Annotated in this window: 22 protein-coding genes; 13 read left to right on the forward strand and 9 right to left on the reverse strand. The window is 71.0% G+C overall.

The genetic code is table 11. From position 1 onward, the window contains the following. Positions 1-35: 35 nt before the first annotated feature. The 3 genes from BMW88_RS15480 to BMW88_RS15490 are packed head-to-tail and all read left to right on the forward strand — an operon-like array spanning position 36 to position 2,499. The gene (locus BMW88_RS15480) at positions 36-1,028 is read left to right on the forward strand and encodes an ABC transporter substrate-binding protein (RefSeq protein ID WP_089951411.1); all 993 of its coding nucleotides are present in this window, start codon (positions 36-38) and stop codon (positions 1,026-1,028) included. After that, a complete protein-coding gene (locus tag BMW88_RS15485) occupies positions 1,025-1,753 on the forward strand; it encodes an ABC transporter ATP-binding protein (protein WP_089951412.1) in 729 nt (242 codons plus the stop codon). The genes BMW88_RS15480 and BMW88_RS15485 overlap by 4 nt, the downstream gene beginning before the upstream one ends. Beyond that, positions 1,750-2,499, forward strand: a complete 750-nt coding sequence (locus tag BMW88_RS15490; protein WP_089951413.1) for an ABC transporter permease — start codon at positions 1,750-1,752, stop codon at positions 2,497-2,499. Before BMW88_RS15485 ends, BMW88_RS15490 begins: the two co-directional genes overlap by 4 nt. On the opposite strand, the gene BMW88_RS15495 is transcribed toward BMW88_RS15490, so the two are convergent. The 4 genes from BMW88_RS15495 to BMW88_RS15510 all read right to left on the reverse strand — a co-directional run bounded on the left by BMW88_RS15495 (position 2,496) and on the right by BMW88_RS15510 (position 5,529). After that, the gene (locus tag BMW88_RS15495) at positions 2,496-3,164 is read right to left on the reverse strand and encodes a TetR/AcrR family transcriptional regulator (RefSeq protein WP_089951414.1); all 669 of its coding nucleotides are present in this window, start codon (positions 3,162-3,164) and stop codon (positions 2,496-2,498) included. The two genes, BMW88_RS15490 and BMW88_RS15495, sit on opposite strands and share 4 nt — an antisense overlap. A 106-nt stretch (positions 3,165-3,270) precedes the next feature. Further along, positions 3,271-3,939, reverse strand: a complete 669-nt coding sequence (locus BMW88_RS15500; RefSeq protein WP_089951415.1) for a CE1759 family FMN reductase — start codon at positions 3,937-3,939, stop codon at positions 3,271-3,273. Next, entirely contained in the window at positions 3,936-4,361 is a 426-nt protein-coding gene (locus BMW88_RS15505; RefSeq protein ID WP_245777805.1) for a MarR family winged helix-turn-helix transcriptional regulator, read from the reverse strand. The genes BMW88_RS15500 and BMW88_RS15505 overlap by 4 nt, the downstream gene beginning before the upstream one ends. Before the next feature lie 10 nt (positions 4,362-4,371). Continuing rightward, positions 4,372-5,529 carry an LLM class flavin-dependent oxidoreductase gene (locus BMW88_RS15510; protein ID WP_089951416.1) on the reverse strand — a complete coding sequence of 386 codons (1,158 nt, stop codon included), beginning with the start codon at positions 5,527-5,529 and terminating at the stop codon, positions 4,372-4,374. Between the two features lie 89 nt (positions 5,530-5,618). Here BMW88_RS15510 and BMW88_RS15515 point away from each other — a divergent pair, with 89 nt between their 5' ends. Then, entirely contained in the window at positions 5,619-6,233 is a 615-nt protein-coding gene (locus BMW88_RS15515) for an ABC transporter ATP-binding protein (RefSeq protein WP_089951417.1), read from the forward strand. Continuing rightward, the gene (locus BMW88_RS15520; protein WP_089951418.1) at positions 6,230-7,849 is read left to right on the forward strand and encodes a DUF6297 family protein; all 1,620 of its coding nucleotides are present in this window, start codon (positions 6,230-6,232) and stop codon (positions 7,847-7,849) included. The genes BMW88_RS15515 and BMW88_RS15520 overlap by 4 nt, the downstream gene beginning before the upstream one ends. Here the strand turns inward: BMW88_RS15520 and BMW88_RS15525 are convergent. Beyond that, positions 7,831-8,502, reverse strand: a complete 672-nt coding sequence (locus BMW88_RS15525; protein WP_089951419.1) for a type 1 glutamine amidotransferase domain-containing protein — start codon at positions 8,500-8,502, stop codon at positions 7,831-7,833. The two genes, BMW88_RS15520 and BMW88_RS15525, sit on opposite strands and share 19 nt — an antisense overlap. A 69-nt stretch (positions 8,503-8,571) precedes the next feature. Between BMW88_RS15525 and BMW88_RS15530 the strand changes: the two genes are divergently transcribed. Beyond that, positions 8,572-9,453 carry a LysR family transcriptional regulator gene (locus tag BMW88_RS15530; protein WP_177221123.1) on the forward strand — a complete coding sequence of 294 codons (882 nt, stop codon included), beginning with the start codon at positions 8,572-8,574 and terminating at the stop codon, positions 9,451-9,453. 6 nt (positions 9,454-9,459) lie between these two features. Here the strand turns inward: BMW88_RS15530 and lexA are convergent, their stop codons facing one another. Beyond that, positions 9,460-10,113: a transcriptional repressor LexA gene (gene lexA, locus BMW88_RS15535; RefSeq protein WP_089951653.1), complete on the reverse strand. Its 654-nt coding sequence runs from the start codon at positions 10,111-10,113 to the stop codon at positions 9,460-9,462. Between the two features lie 138 nt (positions 10,114-10,251). Between lexA and BMW88_RS15540 the strand changes: the two genes are divergently transcribed. The 3 genes from BMW88_RS15540 (at position 10,252) to BMW88_RS15550 (ending at position 12,473) form a co-directional block, all read left to right on the forward strand. Next, entirely contained in the window at positions 10,252-10,680 is a 429-nt protein-coding gene (locus BMW88_RS15540; RefSeq protein WP_089951421.1) for an SRPBCC domain-containing protein, read from the forward strand. Positions 10,681-10,689: 9 nt separating this feature from the next. Next, complete coding sequence (locus BMW88_RS15545; RefSeq protein WP_089951422.1) at positions 10,690-11,247, forward strand: TetR/AcrR family transcriptional regulator; 558 nt, start codon at positions 10,690-10,692, stop codon at positions 11,245-11,247. Between the two features lie 71 nt (positions 11,248-11,318). Further along, entirely contained in the window at positions 11,319-12,473 is a 1,155-nt protein-coding gene (locus BMW88_RS15550) for an FAD-dependent oxidoreductase (protein ID WP_089951423.1), read from the forward strand. On the opposite strand, the gene BMW88_RS15555 is transcribed toward BMW88_RS15550, so the two are convergent. Continuing rightward, the gene (locus BMW88_RS15555; protein WP_089951424.1) at positions 12,460-12,825 is read right to left on the reverse strand and encodes a winged helix-turn-helix transcriptional regulator; all 366 of its coding nucleotides are present in this window, start codon (positions 12,823-12,825) and stop codon (positions 12,460-12,462) included. The genes BMW88_RS15550 and BMW88_RS15555 overlap by 14 nt on opposite strands. A 92-nt stretch (positions 12,826-12,917) precedes the next feature. On the opposite strand from BMW88_RS15555, the gene BMW88_RS15560 reads away from it, so the two are divergent. After that, entirely contained in the window at positions 12,918-13,328 is a 411-nt protein-coding gene (locus tag BMW88_RS15560; protein ID WP_089951425.1) for a nuclear transport factor 2 family protein, read from the forward strand. A gap of 90 nt (positions 13,329-13,418) precedes the next feature. Beyond that, entirely contained in the window at positions 13,419-14,561 is a 1,143-nt protein-coding gene (locus tag BMW88_RS15565) for an AI-2E family transporter (RefSeq protein WP_089951426.1), read from the forward strand. A gap of 87 nt (positions 14,562-14,648) precedes the next feature. On the opposite strand, the gene msrA is transcribed toward BMW88_RS15565, so the two are convergent. Continuing rightward, positions 14,649-15,146: a peptide-methionine (S)-S-oxide reductase MsrA gene (gene msrA / locus BMW88_RS15570; protein ID WP_089951427.1), complete on the reverse strand. Its 498-nt coding sequence runs from the start codon at positions 15,144-15,146 to the stop codon at positions 14,649-14,651. A 222-nt stretch (positions 15,147-15,368) separates the two neighbouring features. Further along, positions 15,369-15,446, reverse strand: a complete 78-nt coding sequence (locus tag BMW88_RS44420) for a hypothetical protein (RefSeq protein WP_425434659.1) — start codon at positions 15,444-15,446, stop codon at positions 15,369-15,371. 575 nt (positions 15,447-16,021) lie between these two features. Between BMW88_RS44420 and BMW88_RS15575 the strand changes: the two genes are divergently transcribed. Further along, positions 16,022-16,549, forward strand: a complete 528-nt coding sequence (locus BMW88_RS15575) for a DUF4232 domain-containing protein (protein WP_177221124.1) — start codon at positions 16,022-16,024, stop codon at positions 16,547-16,549. Between the two features lie 119 nt (positions 16,550-16,668). Continuing rightward, positions 16,669-17,145 carry an Lrp/AsnC family transcriptional regulator gene (locus BMW88_RS15580; protein WP_089951429.1) on the forward strand — a complete coding sequence of 159 codons (477 nt, stop codon included), beginning with the start codon at positions 16,669-16,671 and terminating at the stop codon, positions 17,143-17,145. The last annotated feature ends 27 nt before the right edge of the window (positions 17,146-17,172 follow it).

Below are 17,172 nucleotides of genomic sequence, written 5' to 3' on the forward strand. Positions count from 1 at the left end.
TGTTCGGACATCAGGGCACCTTCGGGGGAGGGAACATGAGGAAAGCGGTTCCAGGCTTGTTCGCCGTGGTCCTGGTCGTCGTCACGGGGTGCGGGGGAGCGGAGCCCGCCGGCAGCAGGACCGAGGTCGACTACCTGACGTCGTTCAGCACCTTCGGCCGGGACGCGTACGCCTACGTGGCCCAGGAGAAGGGTTTCTTCGAGCAGGCGGGGCTGGACGTCACGATCACGCCGGGCACGGGCAGCGTCGACGTCCTCAAGCTCGTCGCGGGCGGCCGGGCGGACTTCGGCGTCGCCGACTTCACCGCCACCGCGATCACCGCGGCGAAGGAGGAGCTGCCGGTCACCGTGGTCGCGGCGGTCCAGCAGCGGTCGCTGGCCGCGATCGTGGCCTTGGAGGGCGGCGGGATCGCCCGGCCGGCCGACCTGGCCGGCAAGAGGATCGGTGACCAGCCCGGCTCGACGAACCAGGTGATGTTCCCGGTGTACGCGAAGGCGGCCGGCATCGACCCCGCGCGGGTCGAGTTCGTGCCGTCCGCGCCACCCGCGCTGCCGCAGCTCCTGGCCGCGGGCCAGGTCGACGGGATCGGCCAGTTCGTCGTCGGCAAGCCGCTGGTCGAGGCCGCGGCCAAGGGCAGGAAGGCGGTCGTGCTGCCGTACGGCGATCTGGTCCCCGACCTGTACGGCAACGCGCTCGTGACGTCGAAGGACATCGCGGCGAACCGCTCCGAGCTGGCGCGCGCGTTCACCGGCGCGTTGCTCAAAGGCCTCGAGTACTCGATCCAGCACCCGGAGGAGACCGGGACGATCCTCAAGAAGCACCAGCCGGCCCAGGACGCGGGCGTGGCCGCCGCCGAGGTCGGCCTGATGGCCCCCTACGTGCGGCCGGCCGGGTTCACCGGCAGGATCGGCGAGCTGACCGAGCCGCGGGTGGAGAGGATCGTCCGCACGCTCGTCGAGGCCGGCGCGGTCCCCGACGGCTCGGTGCGTCCCGGCGACTTCGTGTCCTTCGGCCTGGCGCCCGGGTGATCGCGTTCCAGCGGGTCGCGCACACCTTCGGCGGCGTGCGCGCATTGGCCGGGATCGACCTGGAGGTGGCCGAGCACGAGTTCGTCGCGGTGATCGGCCGTTCGGGCTGCGGCAAGTCGACGTTGCTGCGGATCGCCGCCGGGTTGCTCACCCCGTCGCGGGGGCGGGTCCTCGTGGCCGGCGAGGAGGTCACCGCGCCGTGCCGCGACGTCTCGCTCATGTTCCAGCGCCCGGCCCTGCTGCCGTGGCGCTCGGTGCTCGCCAACGTGCTGCTGCCGGCCGAGGTCCTCGGCCTGGGCGAGCAGAGGTCCCGCGCGCACGAGCTGCTGGAGCTGGTCGGGCTCGGCGGGTTCGAGGAGCGGTTGCCGCACGAGCTGTCCGGTGGCATGCAGCAGCGGGTGTCGCTGTGCCGGTCGCTGCTCCAGGACCCCGGCGTGATGCTGATGGACGAGCCGTTCTCCGCGCTGGACGCGATCACCCGCACCGAGCTCTCCGAGGAGCTGCAACGGATCCAGCGGGAGCAGCCGCGCACCGTGCTGTTCGTGACGCACTCCGTCGACGAGGCCGTGCTGCTCGCGGACCGGGTCGTCGTGCTCAGCCCGAGACCCGGCCGGGTCCACGAGATCACGGACGTCCCCCTGGCCCGCCCCCGCGCGCTGGGCCGGGCCGAACTGGACGAGGTCAGCCGTGCGGTCCGGGCGTCGCTGGGGGAGGTGACCGCGTGAAGGCCGTCCTGCCCGTGCTGGGCCTGCTGGCGATCGTCGGTGCGTGGTGGCTCGCGACGATCGTGTTCCGCGTCGACCCGTTCCTCCTGCCGTCGCCGGGCGACGTCGCCGGGTCGTTCCTGGAGCTCCCCGGCTACCTGCTCGAACAGACCCTCGTCACGTCGTGGGAGGCGGTGGCCGGGTTCGCGCTGTCCGTCGTGATCGGTGTGCCGATCGCGCTGCTGGTCGTCGGCTCGACGGTGCTGGAACGGATGTTCTACCCGTTGCTGGTGGCGCTCAACGCCGTGCCGAAGATCGCCGTCGCGCCGCTCGTGGTGGTGTGGTTCGGGTTCGGGATCGGGTCGAAGGTGCTCATGGTGGTGCTGGTGTGCATCTTCCCGATCGTCATCTCGACGGCGTCCGGCATGAGGTCCACGCCGAACGAACTGGTCGAGCTGTTCCGGTCGCTGGCCGCCTCGCGCGCCCACGAGTTCTTCAAGCTCCGCCTGTGGCACGCGTTGCCGCAGATCTTCGTCGGGCTGAAGGTGTCGATCACGCTCGCGGTCGTCGGGGCGGTGATCGGTGAGTTCGTCGGCGCCCGCGCCGGCCTGGGGTACGTCATCTCCACCTCCGGCGCCAGCGCCGACACCTCGCTGGCCTTCGCCGCGATGGCCCTGCTCGCGGTCGTCAGCGTCGTGCTGTTCTACGCGCTGGTCCTGCTGGAGCGGAAGCTGGTGCCCTGGGCCGAGGAGCGCCGGGTGGTCTAGCCGGCGTCCTGGCGCGCCAGCCGGTCGAGCAGTTCGCCCAGCAGCGCGTGTTCGCCCGGTGTCAGGCCGGCCGGGTTCTCGTCGACGAGGGCGCGGAGGGTGAGCGCGGCGGTGGCGCGGCTCGTGGGCCCCGCGGCCGCGGGGGAGCGCAGCACGCCGGCCAGCGCCGACTCGCGGACGCGGGCGGACAGCCCGAAGTCCGGTTCCGGCTGGGTGATGAGGGTGAGCGTCACGCCGACGTTGGCGGCGAGGACCTGCTCTGCCGCGTCGTCGACGGGCGCGGTCAGCAGACCCCTGGCGGCCGCCTCGGTGAACCGCTCGCGCAGCGCGGCGTGCGCGGGGGCGGTGACGGCACAGGGCTTGCCCGGTTCGGCGCGGCCGTAGAGCAGGCCGTAGAACGACGGGTGCTCCAGCCCGAACCGCACGTGCCGGTCCCAGCCCTCGCGCAGGTCGCCGAGGGGGTCGCCGGAGCTCTCGACCGCCGTGTACTGGGTGAAGCCGTGGTTCACCACGGCGTCGATCAGGCCCTGCTTGCTGCCGAAGTGGTGGTACAGCGTCGGCGCCTGCACCCCGGCGCGTTCGCACACCGCCCTCGTCGACACCGTGCCGCCGGTCTCCAGCAGCTCGGCCGCGGCGAGGAGGAGGCGATCCCGTGCGTTCTGCATGGGGCTATAGTAGCTTTCGTAGCGCTACATTGACCGCTATAGCTCTGAGGAACCGTCCTCGCCGCCATGGACGAACCCGAACCGCCGCACCGGCGTGCGCGGACTTCTAGCTCGCCGACCCGCCGGTGGCCAGCCGCATCAGGTCGGAGTCCAGGTCGATCGTGAGCTCGGTGCCGCCCGCGCTGCCGAACTCGTGCTGGTAGCTGCCCCACGACTCGTCGCGCACCGTCTTCTCGAACCCGGCGGCCATGAGCGCCACCAGTTCGAGAGCGGCGCGGTCGACCCGCTTGGTCAGCCCGGCGTCGGTCCAGTCCTCGGTCGCGGCGAACAGCGACGTCGGCACCACGACGGTCCGCAGGTAGGCGAACAGGCCGCGCATCTGGTCGTCGACCACGAGCGCGTGCCGGGCCGTGCCGGCGGTCGCGGCGAGCACGACGGGTTTCGCGATCAGCAGGTCGTTGTCGAGCACCTGGAAGAACGACGTGAACAACCCGCTCGCGCCCGCTTTGTAGACGGGGGTGCTCGCGACGATGCCGTCCGCGCGCTGGAGCTGCGTGATCGCGTCCCGCAGCTTCACGCCGATGTGGCCGGACACGATGGCGTTCGCGATCTCACCGGCCAGCTCGCGCAGTTCGATGGTCCGGACGCCCACGGTCAGCTGCTTGCGCGCGGCCAAAGCCGTCACGCGCTGGGCGACGCGGTCGGCGAGCAGCCGGGTCGACGACGGGTCACCGGTGCCGGCGGACACCACCACGAGCTGGAACTGTGCGGTCATCTCTCCTCGTTTCCGGCCAGCTTGCCGGTGATGGCGGCGAGCTGGTCGAGCTCTTGCGGGGTCAGCACGCTCAGGGCGCGCGCGACGCTGCGGGCGTGCGGGCGGCCGATCGCGCGCTGGGTCTCCCGGCCCGCCGGGGTGAGCGACAGGCGCACACCCCGGCGGTCACCGGGATCGGGGCAGCGGTCGACCAGGCCGCGGTCGGCCAGGCGGTCGACCATGCGGGACAGGGCGGGCTGGCTCAGCAGCACGTGGCGGTTCAGCTCACTCATCCTCAGTGGACTGTCGCACTTGGACAACTGGTAGAGCACGTCGTACTCGCGCATGGTCAGCTCGCCCCAGACGTCCTCCGCGTTGAACTGCTTCATCAACACGGCGTAGGCCTTCATCAAGGACTCCCACGCCTCGTTGGCCCGGGGCACGGTCCCGCTCCTACTCGGCGTCCTGGTAGGGCGAGCCGCCGGTGACGTTGTCACCCCGGTTGGCGTTCGGCCTGGGCTGGCGCGCGGGCTTGTCGCCGTACTTCTCCCGCACGCGTCCGGCGTGCGTCGGCGGTTCGGCGGTCCGCGGGTCCTGGCGCGACTCGATCTCCTTGCGCAACACCGGAACCACCTCCTCGCCCAGCAGGTCGAGCTGGTTGAGCACGGTCTTGAGCGGCAGGCCCGCGTGGTCCATCAGGAACATCTGGCGCTGGTAGTCGCCGAAGTGCTCGCGGAAGGTCAGCGTCTTGTCGATGACCTCCTGCGGGCTGCCGACCGACAGCGGCGTCTGCTCCATGAAGTCCTCCATCCTCGGCCCGTGGCCGTAGACGGGGGCCTCGTTGAAGTACGGGCGGAACTCGTTGATCGCGTCCTGGGACCTCTTGGCGATGTACGCCTGACCGCCGAGACCGACGATCGCCTGCTGCTCCGTGCCGTGGCCGTAGTGCGCGTACCGCTGGCGGTAGAACTTGATCAGCCGCATGTAGTGCTCTTTCGGCCAGAAGATGTTGTTCGCGAAGAAGCCGTCGCCGTAGTAGGCGGCCTGCTCCGCGATCTCCGGCGTGCGGATCGACCCGTGCCACACGAACGGCGGCACGTCGTCGAGCGGCCGCGGGGTGGAGGTGAAGCCCTGCAACGGCGTGCGGAACTTCCCTTCCCAGTCCACGACGTCCTCGCGCCACAACCGGTGCAGCAGGTTGTAGTTCTCCAGGGCGAGCGGCAGGCTCTGCCGGATGTCCGCGCCGAACCACGGGTAGACCGGCGCCGTGTTGCCGCGGCCCAGCATCAGGTCCATCCGGCCCTTCGCCAGGTGCTGCAGCATCGCGTACTCCTCGGCGATGCGCACCGGGTCGTTCGTGGTGATCAGCGTCGTCGCGGTGCTGACGATCAGCCGCTCGGTCCTCGCCGCGATGTGTGCGAGCAGCGTGGTGGGCGCCGACGAGAAGAACGGCGGGTTGTGGTGCTCGCCGATCGCGAAGACGTCGAGCCCGACCTCTTCCGCCTTCTCCGCGATCCGCACGATCGCGTCGATGCGCTCGGCCTCGCTGGGGGTCTCGCCGCTCACCGGATCCCTGGTGATGTCGCTCACCGAGAACACTCCGAACTGCACGGTCCCCGCCTCCTTCTGTCGTCAGATTCAATGCGTTTGCATCTACCTTAACGCACGGGTGAACCGGCTATTCCCACTACGCTGATCACATGTCGTTGGCCGTGGGGGACGCCGGCTTCAGCTACGGCGGGATCCCCGTTTTCACAAGTCTTTCGTTCGTGGTCGCCCCGGGTGAGGCCGTCGCCGTCGTGGGGGCGAACGGCGCGGGCAAGTCGACGCTGCTGCGCTGCCTCGCCGGAGCCGAGGTGCTGGACGCGGGGTCGGTGCTGCTCGACGGCGAAGTCCTCGACGAGTCGTCGGCCGCCGCGAGGTCTGCGGTGGCCTCGCTGCTGGACGACGCGGACTACTTCCCGGACGTGTCCGTGGTGGAGCACCTGCGGTTGCTCGCCTGGCTGCACGGCACGGCGGAGCCCGAGGGCGAGGTGCTCGGCGTTCTCGCGGAGCTGGGGCTGGACGAAGTGCGCGACCGCCTGCCACCGGCGTTGTCGAGCGGCCAGCGGCACCGGCTGGGACTCGCCTCGTGCTTCGTGCGCCCGCGCCGCCTGCTGGTGCTCGACGAACCGGAGCAGCGCCTCGACGCGCAGGGCCGGGCGTGGCTGCGCGAGCGGCTCGCGGCGGAGAAGGCGGCGGGCGTGGCCGTGGTGTTCGCCTCGCACGACCACGACCTGGTCGAGGCGGTCGCCGACCGGACCGTGACCCTGTGACCACCTCGGCGGCCGCGATCCGGCGGCGGCTCCGGCGTCCACCGCCACCCTGGCGGTTCCGGCTCGCCGGGTGGTACGGGCGGCTCGTCAACGCCGCGATCGTCGGTGCCATCGCGTGGGGTGTCGCGGTCCGGGGCCTGCAGAAGACCGGGCAGGAGGGGGCCAGCGAGTGGACGGCGCTGTGCCTGTCCGTCGTGGCGGCGGTGGTGCTGCTCAAGGGGCTGCTGGCCTTCGGGCCGGTGTTCGCGGGACGGGACCGGCTGTTCTGGGTGCTGAGCTCGCCGGTCGACCGGGCCGCGCTGCTGGCGCCTCGGTTCGCCGGGCTGCTCGGGTTCGGCGCGGCGGTGGGGGCGGTGTGGCCCGCGGCCGTCCTCGGCGTCGTGGGAGCGCCTTCGCCGCCGGGGTGGGCGGTGTTCGCCGGGTCGGCGGTGGCCGGCGTCGCCGTGGTGGCCGGGGCGGTGGTGGTGCAGCGTTCCCGCGTGCGCGTGCAGGGCCTGCTGACCGGGGTGGCCGTGGTGGCGGTGGCCGCGTCGGTGTTGCGGCCGGATGAGGTCACTGCTGTGGTCTGGCCGGCTCCTGTGGCGGTCTTGCTCGTCGTCGCTGTGGTGGCCGGGGCGGTGGTGCAGCGTTCCGGGGTGCGTGTGCGGGGACTGGTGGCCGGGTTGGCTGTGGTGGCGATGGCCGCGTCGGTGCTGCGCCCCGGCGACGTCACTGTGGTGGTCCGGTCGGCTGCGGTGGCGGTCTTGCTCGTCGTCGCCGTGGTGGCCGGAGCGGTGGAGCAGCGTTCCCGCGTGCGCGTGCGGGGAGTGTTGACCGGGGTGGCTGTGGTGGCGGTGGCCGCGTCGGTGCTGCGGCCCGGCGATGCCACCGCGAGCGCGGTGGTCTGGCCGGCTGCGGCCGCGGTCCTGCTCGTCGTCGCCGCGGCGGCCTCGTTGCGGCGTCTCCGGCGCAGCGACCTCACCGCCGGCGCCGCGCTCGCCGCGGCCGTGCGCGTGTCGGTGGCCTGGCTCGACCTCGGGCTGCTCGGCGCGCTCCTCGCGGAACGGCGGGCGCGGCTGCGCGGGCGGGTCCGGTCGGCGCGGCTGCGCGGACCGCGGGCGGTGGTGCTGGTGTGGACGGACGTGCTGCGGGCCCGCCGTGCGCCGGGCTCGGTGCTGGTGTGGGCGGGGCTGCTGCCGGTGCCCGCGCTGGTGGCACTCGGCGGTGAGGTCGAGTGGGTGCCCGCGGTGCACCTCGTCTGCGCGTTCGCCGCCGCCGACCGGCTGGCGGCGGGACTGCGGACGGTCTGCCGGTTGCCGGCGGTCCGCCGGGCGCTGGGGGTGCCGGACGGGGTGCTGCGGCTCGCGCACCTCGTCGTGCCCGGCACGGCCGCCGTGGCGTGGTGCCTGGCGACCGTGCCGTTCACCCCGCACGTCTCCTGGCTCAACGGTGCGGTGTCCGCACTGGGGGCCGTGGCGGTGGTGTACCGGGTCGCGACGCGGCCGCCGCTGGACTACGGCGTGGCCGCGATCGACTTCGGGGTGCTCGGCCCGGTGCCGCTCGGCCTGCTGGTGCAGCTGAGCAGGGGGCCGGTGCTGCTCTACCTGTTGTGCGTGGTTCAGGTGCTGCTGGGGTAGAGGAGCTCGGCGACGCGGGTCGCGGTGGCCACCGTGGACTGCGGGTTCTGGCCCGTCACGAGCGTGCCGTCCACGACCACCGTGCTGGACCACGGCTCACCCGGCGTGAGGCGCGCGCCCAGCTCGGCGAGCCTGCCCGCGACCGAGTAGGGGACGTTCAGGCCGCCCTGGCGCTCCTCCTCGTCGCTGAACGCGGTCATCTCCTTGCCGGCGAAGACGAACGAGCCGTCCGCCCGGACCGCGGCGAGCAGCCCGGCCGGTCCGTGGCACAGCGCCGCCACGACCTTGCCGCTGTCGTGGAAGTCCGCGAGCAGCGCGCCCAGCGCCTCGTCGGACGCCAGGTCCGCCATCGGGCCGTGGCCGCCGGGGAGGTGGATCGCGTCGAAGTCCGCGGCCTGCACCGACTCCAGCACGGCCGGCGCGCGCAGGTCTTCCAGCGACTCCACCGCGTCGTCGAAGGTGCCGTCCAGGCTCGCCTTGTCGACCGTGGGCACGACACCGCCCGGCGTGGCGACGGTGACCTCGATCCCGGCCGCGCGCAGCACGCGCACCGACTCGACGACCTCCTCTGCCCAGAACCCCGTGGGGTGGCTCGTGCCGTCCGCCAGCGTCAGCGAGTCGGCGCCGGACACGACCATCAGTAGCTTCTTCATGCGTTCAGCACATCACAAATCCTCAGAACGCGACCCCAAGCAGCCATAATCTCCCTTATGGCTGACAGGGTGCCCGACCTTGACTTGCTGGCGACCTTCCTGGAGATCTACCGCGGTGGTTCGCTCACCGCGGCGGCGACCAGGCGCGGGCTCACCCAGCCCGCGGTGAGCGGGCAGCTCGCGAGGCTGGAGCACCAGCTCGGCGAACCGCTGTTCGTCCGCGGCAGCCGTGGTGTCACGCCCACACCCCGTGCCGACGACCTGGCCCGCCGCGTCGCCGGGCACCTCGACCAGCTCAGGACCGCGCTCGACCCCGTCCCCGCCGTCGGAGGCACGGTGCGGCTCGGGGGAGCGGCCGAGTTCCTGAGCGCCCGCGGGTTGCCCGCGCTCGCGCCGCTGACCCGGCGCGGCATCCGGCTGGAGGTCACGTTCGGTCTCGCGCACGACCTGCTCGCCGCGCTCAAGGCCGCGCAGCTCGACGTCGTGCTGTCCTCGGTCCGCCCCGGCGCGGGGTTCACCGCGACGCCGTTCACCGACGAGGAGTTCCTGCTGGTGGGGCCTCCCCTGCTGGCGAGGACCGTCGACCGGCGGCTGCTCGGCGAGGACCCGGCGCGCGCCCTGGAGCACCTGCCGCTGGTGGCCTACTCCGGCGACCTACCGATCATCCGCCGCTACTGGCGCAGCGAGTTCGGCAGGCGGCCGAAGAACCCCGCGGCGGTGGTCGTGCCGGACCTGCGCGCGGTGCTGGCCGCGGTGATCGCCGGTGCGGGCGTGTCAGCCCTGCCGCGGTACCTCGCCGAACCCGCGCTGGCCGCCGGCTCCGTCGAGCTGCTGCACCACGCCGAGGTGCCGCCGCTCAACACGCTCTACGTCGTCACCAGGGGCGCGCCGACACCGGCCGCCGGCGCCGTGGCCGAGCACCTCCGGTCACACGACTGGGGAGTCCTCTGAGGACTGTCAGACGCTGCGCAGCACCGAGACCACGACGCCGAGGATCACGGCGTCGTCACCGTCGATCACGGGGTAGGCGGCGTTGCGCGGTTCGAGGCGCACGTGGCCGTCGCGGCGCTGGTACACCTTGACCGTCGCCTCCTCCTCGATCATCGCGGCGACGATCTGCCCGTTATGGGCCTCGTGCGTCTGCCGCACCACGACCATGTCGCCGTCGCAGATCGCGGCGTCGACCATCGAGTCGCCGCGGACGCGCAGTGCGAACACGTTGGAGCCGCGCCCGACCAGCCCGCGCGGCAGGCTCAGCACGTCGTCCACGTGCTCCACCGCGGAGATCGGCGCGCCGGCGGCGATATCGCCCACGACGGGCACGGGGACGGAGTCGGCGGGGACCGCCGCGGACGCGGTCTCGTGCAGGAAGACCCGCACGTCCATCGGCCTGGTCACCGAGGCGCCGCGCTTGAGGAAACCCTTGTCCTCCAACGCGGCCAGGTGCTTGGAGACGCTCGACGAGGACCTGAGGCCGACCGCCTCGCCGATCTCGCGGGTGCTGGGGGAGTAGCCGTGCTCGACGACCCAGTCGCGGATGGCGACCAGGATCTTCTGCTGGCGCTCCGGCAGTTCCGTCGTGTCGAGGTCGAGATCGTCGTAGGCAGTCACCGCGACGATCTTAGTGCTCACCCGGTCGTGGCTCGTCAACGCGCCGCCCCGGCGTCAACGTGCAACCCATCAGTTGCGCATCAGTGGGTGATGTGCAACTCTGTGGTTGCATGTGTTGGCGGACATCTGGGAGTTGTCGTGAGCGTGGACCGGATCGAACGCGAGACCCTGATCGAGGCTCCTGTGGAGCGGGTCTGGCAGTTGGTGACCGAACCGGGTTTCTGGGTGGCCTCGGAGCCGTCCGGCACCGCGGTCGAGGGGGAGACGACCCTGTGCGAGAACGAGCGGTACGGCGACTTCCCCGTGCGGGTGGAGACCGTGACGCCGCAGACCTACGTGTCGTACCGCTGGGCCAGCGCGTTCGCTGGGCAGCCGTTGACCGCGGACAACACGACGCTGGTCGAGTTCACCCTCGTGCCGGAGGGCTCCGGCACGAGGCTGCGCGTCGTGGAGAGCGGGTTCGCCTCGCTCGTGGCCTCCGAGGACCTGCGGACGAAGGCCCACCAGGACAACACGAGCGGCTGGACCGAGGTGCTCGAGACGGTCAAGAAGCGCGCCGCGGGCTAAGTTGGGCGTGTGCCCAAGTCAGTCGACCGCGGTCGCCGCACCCGTGAACAGCTGATCGACGCCGCGGCCGGCCTCGTGGGCGAGGTCGGCTGGGGTGCGGTGACCACGCGGCTGGTGGCCGAACGGGCGGGCGTGAACGCCGCGCTCGTGCACTACCACTTCTCGTCGGTGCCGGAGTTGCTGACGACGGCTGCGCTGCGGTTCGCCGAACGCGTCCTGACCGAGTCCGCCGACGCGCTGCGGCTGGCGAGCCCGGCCGACGGCATCGACCGGGTGCTCGGCGAGCTCACCCGCTACACCGGCACGGACCCCGAGTCGTTGCTGCTGGCCGAGGCGTTCCTGGCGGCGCACCGGTTGCCGGAGCTGAAGGCCGGGCTGGCGGCTCTGGTCGCGGACTTCCGGGCGCGTGTCGGCGACTGGCTGCGCGCCGCCGGAGTGGAGGACGCCGACGCGGTCGCCTTGTTGCTGGGTGCCGCTGTCGACGGGATGGTGCTGCACCGCGCATTGGACGAGTCGGTCGACTTCCGCCCGGTCGCGAGCCTGTTCCGGCGTCTCGTCACCGACTGACCAGCGAAGCCGCCACTGCCGCGCGAGCGGAAAGCGGTGCTTGGCAAACTCGCGAGTGCTAAATTAGGCATATGCCTAAGTCGAATGCCCAACGGGTGTTGGTGGTGGGGGCGGGGATCGCCGGGCTGACGACGGCGTGGTGGCTGGAACGCGCGGGCTGGGACGTCCTGGTGGTGGAGAGGGCGCCGGCGGTGCGGACCGGCGGTTACCTGATCGACTTCTTCGGGCCGGGGCACGAGGTGGCGCGGCGGATGGGCCTGCTGCCCGCGTTGGAGCTGCGGCGCGCGCCGATCACGTCCGTGACCAGCGTGGACGCCAGGGGCAGGCGGCGGAGCGAGATCTCGGCGGCGGCCTACGAGACCGTGGCGGACGGGGTGATCAGCCTGCTGCGCGGGGATCTCGCCGCCGCGCTGCGCGCCGACGTCCGGGCGGCTTTCCGGTTCGGCACCTCGGTTTCCGCCGTCGAGGACGGGCGGGTGACGTTCTCGGACGGCTCCACCGGCGAGTTCGACCTGGTCGTGGGCGCGGACGGCGTGCATTCGCGGGTCCGGGAGCTGGTGTTCGGGCCCTCGTCGTCGTTCGTGCGGTACCTGGGGCACCACACGGCGGCGTTCTCGTTCGACGATCCGGAACTGAGTGCGCGGATCGGCTACCGGTACCAGATGCTGACGGTGCCACATCGAATGATCGGCTGCTACGCCGTGCGCGACGGCGCGATGGCCGCGCTGATGCTGCACCGGTCCCGGTCACAGGCGCTGCCCGCCGATCTGGTCGGGGCGCTGCGGGAACGCTTCGGCGACCTGGGGTGGGTGGCACCGTCGCTGCTCTCCCTGCTGCCCGCTGACATCTACTACGACGAGGTGTCCCAAGTGGACATGCCGTCGTGGCATCGCGGCAAGGTCGTGCTCGTCGGTGACGCGTGCGGGGCCGTGTCGCTGTTCGCGGGGCACGGTGCCTCTCTGGCGATGGCCGGCGCTTTCGTGCTGGCGGAGGAGCTGGCCGCTGGCCCGGACGGCGCCTTCTCCCGCTACCAGGCCCGCATGAAGCCCGCCGTGTCGCACACCCAGGAGTTCGGCCGGCGGTTCATCGGCTGGATGGCGCCTTCTTCCCGCTTGCGGATCTCCCTGCGCGACATGGCTTTCCGGCTGTCCGAACGGCCGGTCGTGCGCCGCTTGATCCGCGGCTCCGTCATGCCGGACGTCGACGGCGTGCTCACCCGTTCCTGACGTCGTACCGTTCGCGGCTCGCCAGCACCTCGGTGATGTGCTCCTCGGCCCACGTGCACAACGCCAGCAACGGCGCGTGCAACGTGAATCCGAGCGGTGTCAGCTCGTACTCGACGCGGGGTGGGATCTCCGCGTGCACGTGCCGCGTGACGAGCCCGTCGCGTTCGAGGTCCCGCAGCGTCTCCGTGAGCACCTTGCCGCTGATCCCGTCGAGCCGGGTCCTGAGGTCGCCGAACCGCATGAGCCCGTTGTTGCCGAGCACCGACACCACCATGGCCGTCCACTTGTTGGCGATCCGCGCCAGGCTCGTCCGCGACGGGCAGGTCGCGGCGAGCACGCTGAAGTCCGGCATCTGTGACACGGGGCACTCCCGTCAATTAGTTACGTTGAGGTAATTGGTTACCAATGGTGATCATAGGGCTGTTCCAACGTGAAGGAGAAACCATGACCAGCCCACTCGCCGTGATCACCTCCTACTTCGAGGCGCTCGAAGCAGGTGACTTCGCCACCGTCGCGGCCATGCTCGCCGACGACGTCGTGTGGCACCAGCCCGGCGCCAACCGCTTCTCCGGCACCCACCACGGCAGCGCGGCCGTCGGCGAGATGATCGGCGGCATGATGACCGTCTCCGAGGGCACCTTCGCCTTGCGGCGCAACGCCCCTCTGATGGTCAACGGCTCGGTCGTCGCGGCCCCGGTCCGCTGGACCGCCCGGCGCGCCGGCGCGGAGATGGACGGCGTCGGCGTCGACCTGATGCGCGTCGAAGACGGCGAAGTGGCCGAGGTGTGGCTGTTCACCGCCGACCCGGCCGAGGAGGACGCCTTCTGGGGCTCCGCGTCCGCCGGCACCCGCTAGGAGCAGTGCTCCGAGCGTTCACGGAGACGTCGCGCCGGTGAAACGGCGGGTCTGCCACCCGATCGGGCTAAGTCACGACACACTGTGCGCGTGGAACGGGAACGCACGTGGGCGGACAAGGGTGAGGCCATCGGGCACGGCGTGAGCTGGCTCGCGCGGTGGAGTCTGCGGGTGGCGCTGGCCGCGCTCGGCTTCTGGATGGTGTTGTGGCTCGTCGGGAAGCTGTGGGTGGTCGTGATGCCCGTGCTCCTGGCCTTGCTGATCACCACGGTGCTGTGGCCGCCGGCCAGGTGGATGATGTCGAAGGGGCTCAACTCCGCCCTCGCGGCGACGGTCGTGCTGCTGCTCGGGCTCGGCGTGCTGGGCGGGGTCATCGCGGCCATCTCGTCGTCGATCGCGTCGGGCGTGCCGGAGATCGCGCAGAGCGCGCAGAAGGCCGTCACGCAGTTGCAGGACTGGGCCAGCGGGCCGCCGTTCAACCTGGAGGGCAGCGACCTCGACCGCCTGATCGACCAGGGCGTCGAGCAGGTCAAGTCCAGCATCGGGTCCATCGCCAGCGGCCTGATCACCGGGGCGGGGGCGGTGACGTCCGGTCTGGTGACCGGCTTGGTGGCGTTGCTGCTCGCGTTCTTCTTCGTCAAGGACGGCACGAAGTTCACGCCGTGGGTGCGCGGCCTGATCGGCGAACGCGCGGGCAAGCACGTCACGACGGTGCTGGAGCGGATCTGGGTCACGCTCGGCAGCTTCATCCGCAGCCAGGCCGTCGTGTCGCTGATCGACGCGGTGCTCATCGGGCTCGGCCTGGTCATCCTGGGGGTGCCGCTCGCCATCCCGCTGGCCGCCCTCACGTTCCTCGGCGGGTTCATCCCCATCGTCGGCGCGCTCATCGCCGGCGCGCTGGCCGTGCTCGTCGCGCTGGTCAGCAACGGCCTGACGTCGGCCATCATCATGCTGATCATCGTCATCGTGGTGCAACAGGTCGAGGGCAACGTGCTGCAGCCCATCCTGCAGTCGCGCAGCCTGCGCCTGCACGCGGCCGTCGTGCTGCTCGTGGTGACGGCGGGCACCAGCCTGTACGGCATCGCGGGCGCGTTCTTCTGCGTGCCGGTCGCCGCGGCGGTGGCCGTCGTCATGCGCTACCTGGGCGAAGTCATCGAGGCGCGCATGCCCGTGAAGGACGCGTCGCACCCCGGCGGGGACGAAGCGGCGGAGAGCGAACGCTCCTCCGAGTGACGCACCGATCACCGGGGCTGTTCCCGTCGCGAACGGGACGAGGGCCGTCCGGCGGACGGCCCTCGTGAGGGTGCGGCGCGGCGATCCCTACTTCTCGCCGAGCTGCCACTCCGGCCTGACGTAGTGGCAGGTGTAGCCGTTGGGGTAGCGCTCCAGGTAGTCCTGGTGCTCCGGCTCGGCCTCCCAGAAGTCGCTCGCCTGGGTGACCTCGGTGACGACCTTGCCCGGCCACTTCCCGGAGGCGTCGACGTCCGCGATCGTCTCCTCGGCGATGCGCTTCTGCTCGTCGGTCTCGAAGAAGATCGCCGACCGGTAGCTGGCGCCGATGTCGTTGCCCTGGCGGTTGCGCGTCGACGGGTCGTGGATCTGGAAGAAGAACTCCAGGATCTGCCGGTAGCTCAGCTTCTCGGGGTCGAACACGATCTCGATGGCCTCGGCGTGGTTGCCGTGGCGGCGGTAGGTCGCGTTGGGCGTGCTGGGGTCGCCGGTGTAGCCGACGCGGGTGGAGACGACGCCGGGGTGGCGGCGGAACAGGTCCTGCATGCCCCAGAAACAGCCGCCCGCGAGAACAGCCTTCTCCGTCACAGTGGTTCTCCTCTGCTCATCCGTGTGCTCTCAGGGGAACGTTCGGGCTGGTCCGGTTCATCCCCGGCAGAGTGTGACGTATCCATTACGGCACGGCCGAGCGCTGGCGTAGGCAGTTCAGACCACGACCACGACCACGAGAAGAGGTTCGACGACTGGACCCACGGCTTCCGCGAGCGGCTTGGTGCTCATCGGGACCGGTGTGAGCGGCCTCATGGGCGTTCAGAGGCCGGAGGGACGGGATGAGAGCCAGTCGGCATGACGGTGTTCCAGGGCGTCGCGGTCGCTGGGCGTGGGCAAGATGACGTCGGCGCCTCCGTCGTAGGGGTTCGTCCCGGTCCGCGCTCGGGTACGGGGCGACAGTCCTGCGGCTGGAGCGGATTCTGTTCGAATGTCACCCGTCGAGTCGCGCCGGCATCGAGGCCAGGATCAGCACGGCGCGGCGTGGCGAGGGCCCGACGCTGTTCGACGAGATCGTCGAAATCATCCGCGGCCACGGTCCCGGCGGCGAGGAGTCCGGACACGACGTCCTCCTCGAGTTGCTCTGATCGACAGGGCTCGCCGACCTCTGCGACGGCCTGGTCTCGGCATGGGCGGATCGAGCGGCGCGGTCAGCGCTCACCACTGGGCTGCGGCGACGACGGCGCGACACTCGATCGTGCATCCCGGCCGACGAATTCGCCGGCCTGCGTCACATCGGTGACCAGGTGGTCGCCTGACGCCGGCTCTGTGGCCGCGCGCCCAGGGCCGGGCAGTTCTCGGCGGCATGGACACCGGTTTACCCGTCGGTCACTCCACAATGGACTGGATCGTCTTCGTGGAGGTCTTGTGAAGGTTCCTCGCCGGCCACCCCTGCGGGTGGCATGCTCGGGTGCATGAAACTTGGGGGCAAGGTTCTTGCTGCAACAGCCGTCCTGGCCGGTCTGGTCGCGAGCGGCCCGGCCGTGCAGGCGTCGGAGGATCCCGGGTGCGCCGCGGGAGTGCGGTTCACCTCGAACTTCACCGAGGCGGCAATGGGGTTGCGCGTGATGTCCGTCGAGGTCACCAACTGCGGTGCGGAAGCGTTGCAGCTCAACGGGTACCCGCAGGTGAGCCTGTTCGACGGGGAGCGGCAGTCGCTGGACGTCGCGATCCTCGAAGGCACCGGCGGCATCACGGTTCTCGACGGTTTCGACGATCCGCCGCAGCCGATCACCGTGCAGCCGGGGGAGACCGCCGGTAGCGCGTTCGTGTGGCGGAACACGAACACGTCGCTGGAGCCGCCGCAGGTCGCCGAGCACGTCGAACTGGCGACCGCTCCGGGTGCCGTCCGGCAACCGTTGGTCGCCGTGTCGCCGCAGCCGAGCATCTACGTCGATCTCGGCAGCACGGGACGGATGGGCGTTCGCGCCTGGTACCGCTAGCAAGTGCGGACTCAGGTGCGCGGGTCGCATTGATCGCCGCACAGCTCAAATCCCGCGCAGATGATCGCCGATCAAGCTTCTACTCGATCACTCGTTCGAGGCTGTGGAACTATCACCGAGTGGACGAACTTGATTCGGCGATCATCGCTCTTCTGCAGACAGACGCGCGGCAGTCGAACCGCGAGCTGGCGCGGCAGCTCGGCGTGGCCCCCTCGACCTGTCTGGAACGGGTGCGGGCACTCACCCGTCGTGGAGTGATCCGCGGCTATCACGCCGACATCGACCTCGTCGCGCTCAACCGGGGTGTTCAGGCCTTCATCGCCGTCCAGGTGCGCCCGCTGAGCCGGCAGGTGATCGATGCGTTCAAGGAGGCCGTCGGCCGGATGCCCGAGGTCCTCACGGTCTTCGTGCTCGCGGGTGGGGACGACTTCCAGCTCCACGTCGCGGTCCAGGACCTCGACCACCTGCACTCATTCCTCGTCGACCGGCTGAGCAAGCGTCGCGAGATAGTGAGCTTCCGCAGCTCGGTGATCTACCAGCGCGCTCACAACCCCGTGCTGTCGCCGCTTCCCGCACCTGCGCCGAACCCCGTATGAGCTGAAGTCCATCGACCCGCGGCGGCT

The sequence above is a fragment of the Lentzea xinjiangensis genome, from assembly GCF_900110955.1.
GTDB classification, from domain to species: domain Bacteria; phylum Actinomycetota; class Actinomycetes; order Mycobacteriales; family Pseudonocardiaceae; genus Lentzea; species Lentzea xinjiangensis.